This window comes from Propionicimonas sp. (assembly GCF_047606205.1).
Taxonomy (GTDB): domain Bacteria; phylum Actinomycetota; class Actinomycetes; order Propionibacteriales; family Propionibacteriaceae; genus Propionicimonas.
On sequence record NZ_JASGES010000241.1, the window covers coordinates 1 to 7,941 of the forward strand.

General features: G+C 70.9%; 8 protein-coding genes. 7 read left to right on the forward strand and 1 reads right to left on the reverse strand.

What is annotated here, in order from left to right; translation table 11 throughout:
• Positions 1–288: 288 nt before the first annotated feature.
• From QM633_RS15040 to QM633_RS15060, 5 genes are all read left to right on the forward strand, one after another.
• A complete protein-coding gene (locus tag QM633_RS15040) occupies positions 289–789 on the forward strand; it encodes an RNA polymerase sigma factor (protein WP_415154581.1) in 501 nt (166 codons plus the stop codon).
• Positions 786–2,015 (forward strand): META domain-containing protein, encoded by a 1,230-nt coding sequence (locus QM633_RS15045; RefSeq protein WP_415154582.1) that lies wholly within the window; start codon positions 786–788, stop codon positions 2,013–2,015. The genes QM633_RS15040 and QM633_RS15045 overlap by 4 nt, the downstream gene beginning before the upstream one ends.
• 193 nt (positions 2,016–2,208) lie before the next feature.
• Entirely contained in the window at positions 2,209–2,784 is a 576-nt protein-coding gene (locus tag QM633_RS15050) for a DNA-3-methyladenine glycosylase I (RefSeq protein ID WP_415154583.1), read from the forward strand.
• Between the two features lie 145 nt (positions 2,785–2,929).
• Positions 2,930–3,814, forward strand: a complete 885-nt coding sequence (locus tag QM633_RS15055; protein ID WP_415154584.1) for an EamA family transporter — start codon at positions 2,930–2,932, stop codon at positions 3,812–3,814.
• A gap of 454 nt (positions 3,815–4,268) precedes the next feature.
• Positions 4,269–4,844 carry a DUF559 domain-containing protein gene (locus tag QM633_RS15060; protein WP_415154585.1) on the forward strand — a complete coding sequence of 192 codons (576 nt, stop codon included), beginning with the start codon at positions 4,269–4,271 and terminating at the stop codon, positions 4,842–4,844.
• 190 nt (positions 4,845–5,034) lie between these two features.
• Here QM633_RS15060 and QM633_RS15065 read toward each other — a convergent pair whose 3' ends face one another.
• A complete protein-coding gene (locus QM633_RS15065) occupies positions 5,035–5,919 on the reverse strand; it encodes a mechanosensitive ion channel family protein (protein ID WP_415154586.1) in 885 nt (294 codons plus the stop codon).
• A 92-nt stretch (positions 5,920–6,011) separates the two neighbouring features.
• On the opposite strand from QM633_RS15065, the gene QM633_RS15070 reads away from it, so the two are divergent.
• Positions 6,012–7,211: an LLM class flavin-dependent oxidoreductase gene (locus QM633_RS15070; RefSeq protein ID WP_415154587.1), complete on the forward strand. Its 1,200-nt coding sequence runs from the start codon at positions 6,012–6,014 to the stop codon at positions 7,209–7,211.
• Positions 7,208–7,804 carry a CE1759 family FMN reductase gene (locus QM633_RS15075; protein WP_415154588.1) on the forward strand — a complete coding sequence of 199 codons (597 nt, stop codon included), beginning with the start codon at positions 7,208–7,210 and terminating at the stop codon, positions 7,802–7,804. The genes QM633_RS15070 and QM633_RS15075 overlap by 4 nt, the downstream gene beginning before the upstream one ends.
• Positions 7,805–7,941: the final 137 nt, after the last annotated feature.

Consider the following 7,941-nt stretch of genomic DNA (forward strand, 5'->3'; position numbering starts at 1 on the left):
AACAGGAGCAGGCGGCCGCCGTGGAGTCGAGGTGGGCAGGCGGGGACGCCCGACTGCCCTCACGATCTCGGTGCGTGCCGCGACCACCGGGTGACCTCGCCGATGTTCACCGTCGGCACCGACGCCCACGCCGCGTCGACCGAGCCGGGCAGAGGCGGTTGGTCGACTCCGCACCGGCCGCTGTCGGCCGGCCCTGAATCCTCCCGCCGTGCGCAGTGCCGCAACGAAGCCGGGCACTCGCGACTTGTACAGGGTGTGGGAGCAGGCAGAGCCTCGGATACGGCGACCGTGACGTCGGTGGACGCGGAGTTCACCGCCTTCGTCGAGCAGCGTGGCGACCGGCTGCTGGAGATCGCCTGGCTGGTCACCCGGCATCGCGAGGACGCCAGGGACGCAGTCCAGGACGCCCTGGCGGGCCTGTACGGCCGGTGGTCGAGGTTGCCCTCCGGGGAGGAGTTCGAGGCCTACGCCTACCGCAGTGTGGTGAACGCCTGCCTCGGGGTGATCCGTCGGCGCCCCCGCTCGCTACCGGTCGCCGAGCCCGAGCAGCTGCGCTCCGCACCGGTCGCCGGCGACCCGACCGGAGCGGTCGACGACGCGGACGAGGTGTGGCGCCTGTGCGGCACGCTCACCCCGGTGCAGCGGACGGCGGTCGTGCTGCGCTTCTACAGCGATCTCAGCTTCGCCGAGATCGCTGCCGCGCTCGGCTGCCGTGAGGCCACCGCCCGCTCCCACGTCCATCGGGCGACAGCCCTGCTGCGCTCGCGTACGGAAGGACAGCAACGATGAGCGAGATCGAGGAGAGGTTCCGGGCAGGCCTGCGCCAGGCGGTGGCGCGCGAGCCGGGGCTGGGGCGGGTCGACATCGACGAGGTGATCGCGCGCGGCGCGTCCGGCGCTCCGATACCGGTGCGGGGACGAGCTCCGCGGTGGCTCGCAGCGGTGGCGGCCCTGACCCTGGTCGCCGGCATCGGCGCCGCCGCCTGGCTCGCCCGGACTCCGGAGGCGCTACCCGCGGTGCCGGTGGGTTCGCCGGGCACGAGCTCCACGACGGCGGCACCCGACCTGGCCGGCACGTCGTGGCAGGCGATCCAGATCGGGGGCCGGGCCGTCGTCGCGAGTTCCCGCGGGGTGCCCTCGTTGCGCTTCACCGATGACCAGATCGTCGTGGCCGCGGACCCGTGCAACAGCAGGCAGGGCAGCTATGTGCTCGACGGGTCCAGCCTGCTCTTCTCCGGTTGGGGCCCGCACACGGCGATCGGCTGCGCCACCGCCCAGCAGGAGCGCTTCGCCGAAGCGATCGACGCGACCCGTGCGGTCCGCATCGTGGCTGCTCACGGCACCGTGGCCGAGGACGTTCTCGAGCTGGTGGACGCCGACAGCACCGTGGTGATGCAGCTCGTGCCCGCCATCGGGTCGGGCACTCCCGAACCGACCTCGGCTCCCTCCGGCTCGCCGTCGGCGTCCGCCACCGGTACCGCGTCCGCGCTGGTGACGCCGGTGACCGCACCCGATCAGCTCACCGGGGGTCGCTGGTACGCCCGGGAGCTCGGCGGCCGCGAGGTGGTCGCCGTCGACGGGAGGGTGCCGACGCTGGTCTTCTCGCCCCGGGACGGGCTCGTCGAGGGCACCGATCCGTGCAACACGGGCAGCGGCCGGTACACGCTGGACGGCGGCGCCCTCGCCATCACCGGCTGGGCCTCGAACGCCAAGGCCTGCGAGCCCGACCAGCAGCAGCGCTTCACCGGCGCGCTGGCCGGCACGGTACGCGCTGAGCGCGATGGCGACCTGCTCGTCCTGCTCGGGCGGACGGCGCCGTCCTCGCGCGCCTCGGACCTGCGGCGGCGGACACGATCGAGGTGCGGGTGCGCAACGCGTCGCCGGTCGACTTCGCGTCGGTGGAGGTGCGGTTCCCGAACGGCACCCGCGTCGAGTACGGGCCGGTGGCGGCGGGAGACTCCTCCGACTACGCGGACGCCGGACGTCCGGTCTACGCCTACGCGTGGGTGCAGGTGAGGGTCGATGAGAAGGCCACGGTGTCCCAACCCACCGACGACGTGGGCGAGAAGCAGCTCGCACCCGGCTCCTACAGCTACGTCCTCACCCTCGACGACGAGGGGCGACTGCGGGTCGCCCTCGAGTGATCTGGGCCTCGCGGGCTCGCGTCAGCGGCTCCCACTAGCATGAGCCGGCGGAAGGGAGTCGGCGGATGGGCGAGCGCTGCGGGTGGTGCGGGACCGATCCGCTCTACGTCGCCTACCACGACGAGGAGTGGGGAGTTCCGGAGCGGGACTCCCGTGCCCTGTACGAGAAGCTGGTCCTGGACGGCTTCCAGGCCGGGCTGAGCTGGTACACGATCCTGCGCAAGCGGGAGAACTTCCGGGCAGCCTTCGCCGGCTTCGACCCGGAGCTGCTCGCGGGGTGGGGCGAGCCGGACGTCGTCCGCCTGCTCGGGGATGCGGGCATCGTCCGGCACCGCGGCAAGATCGAGGCGGCGATCGGCAACGCCCAGGCCTGGCAGCGGATCGAGGCCGGGCACCCGGGCGGCTTCAGCGCGTTCGTCTGGGGCGCGGTGGACGGACGCGCCGTGCAGCGCGGCCCGATCGACCTGTCCGGGGTGCCGGCCACCGACCCGCGCACCGATGCGCTGGCCAAGCAACTGAAGAAGGCCGGCTTCCGGTTCTGCGGGCCGACCATCGTCTACGCCTTCGCCCAGGCGGTCGGACTCTTCAACGACCATGTCCTCGGCTGCCCCGCGCAGGCCCGGTGCGCGGCGCTCGCATGAATCGCTCCAGGGCGTTCGCCCCCTGGGGTTGCGTCCGCCCGGAGGACGCCGCGGGGGCGTCGGGACCGACCCACCGCGTTCCTCCCCCGGGCGGCGCTCTCCCGGACGACACCGGGCGGGCCGTCCTGAGCCATCGGGTGGCGCGGTGAGCGGGCCCGCGGACGCGCCGGCGAAAGGGCTTCCCCGCTGGTTGAACCCGGTCTGGCTGGTGCTGGGGGCGATCGTGTCGGTCCAGTTCGGCGCGGCGTTCGCCAAGTCGCTGTTCACGCTGACCGCCCCCACCGCGGTGGCGTGGCTGCGGATGGCCGCCGCGGCGCTGATCTTCTGGGTGTTCGCCCGTCCCCGGCTGCGGGGACGGACGTGGCCGGAATGGCGGGTCGTGATCGGCTACGGCGTCGCGCTGGCGACCATGAACTGGTCGATCTACATGTCGTTCTCCCGGATCCCGATCGGGCTGGCCGTGACCATCGAGTTCCTCGGCCCGCTGGCCGTCGCGCTGGTCGGCTCCCGCCGGGCCCGCGACCTGGTCTGGGTGGCGCTCGCCGCGGTCGGCGTGGTTCTGCTCGGGGTGTTTCCCAGCACTGTGGACTGGATCGGCATCGGTTTCGCCCTGCTCGCCGGCGCGGCGTGGGCGGCCTACATCGTGCTGTCCGGCCCCACCGGAGCGGCCTGGGAGGGCGTCACCGGGGTCAGCGTCGGCAGTCTCGTCGGCGCGCTGGTGTTCCTCGTCCCGGGCCTGGTCACCGGGGGAACGAGCCTGTGGCAGCCGCAGGTCGCGCTGCTCGCCGTCCTGGTCGGCGTGCTCAGTTCGGTGATCCCCTACGGCCTGGAGATGGTGGCGCGTCGCAGCATCCCGGCGTCCGTGTTCGGCATCCTGATGAGCCTGGAGCCGGCTGCGGCCGCCCTGGCAGCGCTGCTGATCCTCGGTGAGCAGCTCAGCGTGGTCGAGATCATCGCGATGGCATGTGTGATCGTCGCGTCCGTCGGTTCCACCCGGACGCTGGCGAAGGCGCCGGCCGTCAACGAGTAGGAATCGCAGGGGTTATCCACAATTGCGCCTGACCCCCCTTCCGGTGCGAGCGGCGCGTCTCCCATGCTAGGTCGATGCACCCCGCCCACCCTGGGCCTTACCCACCCAGCCGGTCAGCCGCGCGATCCTGCTCGCCATGGGGATCACCGACGGGATGATCCGATCTCAGCTCCACCGGGCGCGCCTGGTTGCGGTTCGACAGGGCGTCTACCTTTCGGCCGCAGCCTGGCCATCCGACTCGGCCGCGCAGCATCTCGTCCGGGCCCACGCGGAGCAGGTGGTGAACCCCGATGCCGTCCTGAGTCACCAGTCGGCGGCGGTGTGCTGGGGGCTCCCGACGCCTGGTTTCGAGCCGTGGCACGTCCAGCCGGTCGCTGTCACCTTGCCGGCGCCGGGGCACAGCTCGCGGACTCGGGAGGCCATCCACAGGGTCGCCGGGCTGCAGCCGGTACAGGTGAGCCGTGACGACGCCGGCTACCGGGTCACGACCCCTGCCCGAACGGCTGTGGATCTGGCCGTCGGCCGGCCGCTTCCCGAGGCGCTGGTGCTGTTCGACAGCGCAGCTCGGCTGGTCTGCCAGTCGATGGTGCTCGCGCCGCGTCGGCGTGACTACGCGAACCCACGGCTGGCCGCTGCAGCCATCGAGGCCCTGAGCCAGGCCACCCGGACCGTTCGGGCGAGTCGGCTGGCACCGGCTGTCGCCCTCACCGATCCGAGCCGCGAATCAGTGGCGGAGTCGCTGTCGGCTGGCCACATTGAACTCGCGGGGCTTCCGCGGCCGCGCTACCAGGCAGAGATCAGGACCGCCTCCGGCTTGTTCTATCCCGACTGCTTCTGGGAGGAGGCAAACCTCGTGGGTGAGTGCGACGGTGCCATGAAGTACGCCGAGGGGTCCGCGTATGTGCTGGAGAAGGAGCGCGAGCAGATCCTGCGCGACCTGGGCTTCCGGGTCGTCCGCTGGCTGGCAAGAGAGATCATGTTGACGCCCCAGGTCGTGATCGACCGGGTCGCCAGGGCGCTGGGTCTGTGAGGCGGTCGACCGCCGAACTTGCAGCTTCGGGTGACTCTCACCGTCTGTGTGACTGCTCGCCCGCCGAAGTTGTTGCTTGAAGGGCCCCACGAGGGGCGCCATGCGACAAGTTCGGCGGTCGAGTCATAAGGGACGCGACCGACCGCGCCTGATGCGACAAGTTCGGCGGCCGATCCCGATCCGTGGCCGCCTATGGCTCGACCACGCCCAGCGTCGACGCGGGGCTGCGGACGCCGGCCTTCGCAAGTGCCTTCAGGGAGCGTTCGAGCAGGGAGCGCTGGACGCCCCACTGCTGGTTCGGGGCGGTCTTCGCCGTCATCCGGATCGTCATGGCGGTGGTGGTCACGGCGTTGACTCCCGCGACGGCCGGCTTGTCGAGAAGGACGTCGGAGTACGTGGCGTCCGACTCCATCTCCGCGGCGACCTCGTCGAGGATCGCGATCACCTTGGCGGGATCCTCGTCATAGGCGACGGGCACGTCCACGATCGCGGTCGACCAGCCCTGGCTCTGGTTGCCGATCCGCAGGATCTCGCCGTTGCGGACGTACCAGACCGTCCCCGAGCCGTCCCGCAGCCGGGTCACGCGCAGCCCGACCTCTTCCACGGTGCCGGTCACATCTCCGGTGTCGACCAGGTCGCCGACCCCGTACTGATCCTCCATGATCATGAAGATGCCGGAGAGGAAGTCCTTGACCAGGCTCTGTGCGCCGAAGGCGAGGGCCACTCCGCCGACACCGGCCGAGGTCAGCAACGGGGCCAGCGGGACGTCGAGGACGGCCAGGACGGTGAGTACCGCGATGATCCAGATCGCCACGCTGATCAGATTGCTGATCAGGGAGCCGAGCGTGGCGGTTCGTTGCTGGAACCGCTCCTCGTTCGCCAGGGTGACTGTCGCCAGGATTCGCTCGGCGCGGTTCTCCGGACGCTCCCTGCGCAGCTTCGCCCGGGCCAGCGTCCGATTGGTGAGCCCCCGGACCAGTCGGACCAGCAGGAACCGGCCGATCACGGCGGTGGCGATCACGATGGCGATCGTGATCAGGTCGACGGTGCTGATCCATGCCTCCAGCGAGTCCATGTCCCCATTCTGGCGGATCGCCACCGCGGAATAGTCTGCGTAGGCAACGGGTTACCGGGGATAGTTGAACACGCAATCATCTGGAGCACACCATGCAGATCGGCCTCTTCAGTGTCGGCGACGTCACCCCCGACCCGACCACCGGACGCACGCCGCCCGAGCACGAGCGGATCCGGGCCGCGGTGACGATCGCGAAGAAGGCCGAGGAGATCGGCCTGGACGTGTTCGCGACCGGCGAGCACCACAACCCGCCGTTCCACCCGTCCTCGCCGACCACGCTGCTGGGCTACATCGCCGCGCAGACCGACCGGATCATCCTGTCCACCGCGACCACCCTGATCACCACCAACGATCCGGTGAAGATCGCCGAGGACTACTCGGTGCTGCAGCACCTGGCCGACGGCAGGGTCGACCTGATGATGGGACGCGGCAACACCGGGCCGGTCTATCCGTGGTTCGGCAAGGACATCCGCGACGGCATCGGCCTGGCGATCGAGAACTACGCGTTGCTGCGCAGGCTCTGGCGCGAGGACGTCGTGAACTGGGAGGGGAAGTTCCGGACGCCGCTGCAGGGCTTCACGCTCGCCCCGCGTCCGCTCGACGACGTGCCGCCGTTCGTGTGGCACGGCTCGATCCGCAGCCCGGAGATCGCGGAGCAGGCCGCCTACTACGGAGACGGCTTCTTCCACAACAACATCTTCTGGAACATGGCGCACACCAAGCGGATGGTGAATCTCTACCGCCGCCGCTTCGAGTTCCACGGCCATGGGCCGGCCGACACCGCGATCGTCGGCCTGGGCGGGCAGTTCTTCATGCGGAGGAACAGCCAGGACGCGATCAACGAGTTCCGTCCGTACTTCGACGTGGCACCGGTCTACGGCTACGGACCGAGCCTGGAGGAGTTCATGGCAGAGACCCCGCTGACGGTCGGTTCCCCGCAGCAGGTGCTCGAGCGGACGCTGTCGTTCACCCGCGAGGTCGGGCACTACCAGCGTCAGCTGTTCCTGGTCGACCACGCCGGTCTCCCGCTGAAGACCGTGCTGGAGCAGCTTGACCTGCTCGGCGAGATCCTGCCCGATCTGAGGGCCGGCTACGCGGAGGGCCGTCCCGCGCACGTCCCGGACGCACCGACGCACGCGAGCCTGGTCGCCGAGCGGGACGCCGCGCTGGCCGCGGCCCTCGCCGTGCCGGGCTCCGGAGCGGTTGCTGCGGAGCCAACGGACTCCGCCCGCGCGGTGCCCGAGGAGCAGGCGGAGCGAAGTGCCGCCGACCCGGCGGAGGCGACCCGATGACCAGCATCGTCGTGATCACGGCCGGCACCAGCATTCCGTCCTCCAGCCGGCTCCTCGGCGAGCGGCTGGGGGAGGCCAGCGTTGCCGCGCTCGCCGCGTCCGGATCGCTCGGGCAGGTGACGCACATCGAGCTGCGGACGCTGGCCACCGACCTCGCCAACCACCTGGCCACGCGGGTGCCGAGCGCGAGGCTGCGGGAAGCGTTCGACGCGGTGTGCGGGGCCGACGGCGTGATCGCGGTCACCCCGGTGTTCAACGGCTCCTACTCGGGCCTGTTCAAGCTGTTCTTCGATGCGCTCGACGAGGGCGTGATGAAGGGACGCCCGGTCCTCCTGGCCGCGACCGGAGGCTCGGCGCGCCACTCGCTGGTGATCGACCACGCGATGCTGCCGCTGTTCTTCTACCTGAAAGCCGTCGCCGCGCCCAATCCCGTTTTCGCGGCTACCAAGGACTGGGGCACCGAGGGCGGCAAGCTCGAGCGCAGGATCGCGAAGGCGGCCCAGGAGTTCGCGCGGATCGTGCGGGCGGGCACCCCGGCCAAGGCCGACGACGACTTCGAGGTCACCGACTTCCGCGAACTGCTGGGCGGCTGACCCACCGGACACGGACCACGTGGGGACGGTTCCTCTTCCGGTCCGCTGTGCGACACGGACCACGTGGGGACGGTTCCTCTTCCGGTCCGCTGTGCGACACGGACCACGTGGGGACGGTTCCTCTTCCGGTCCGCTGT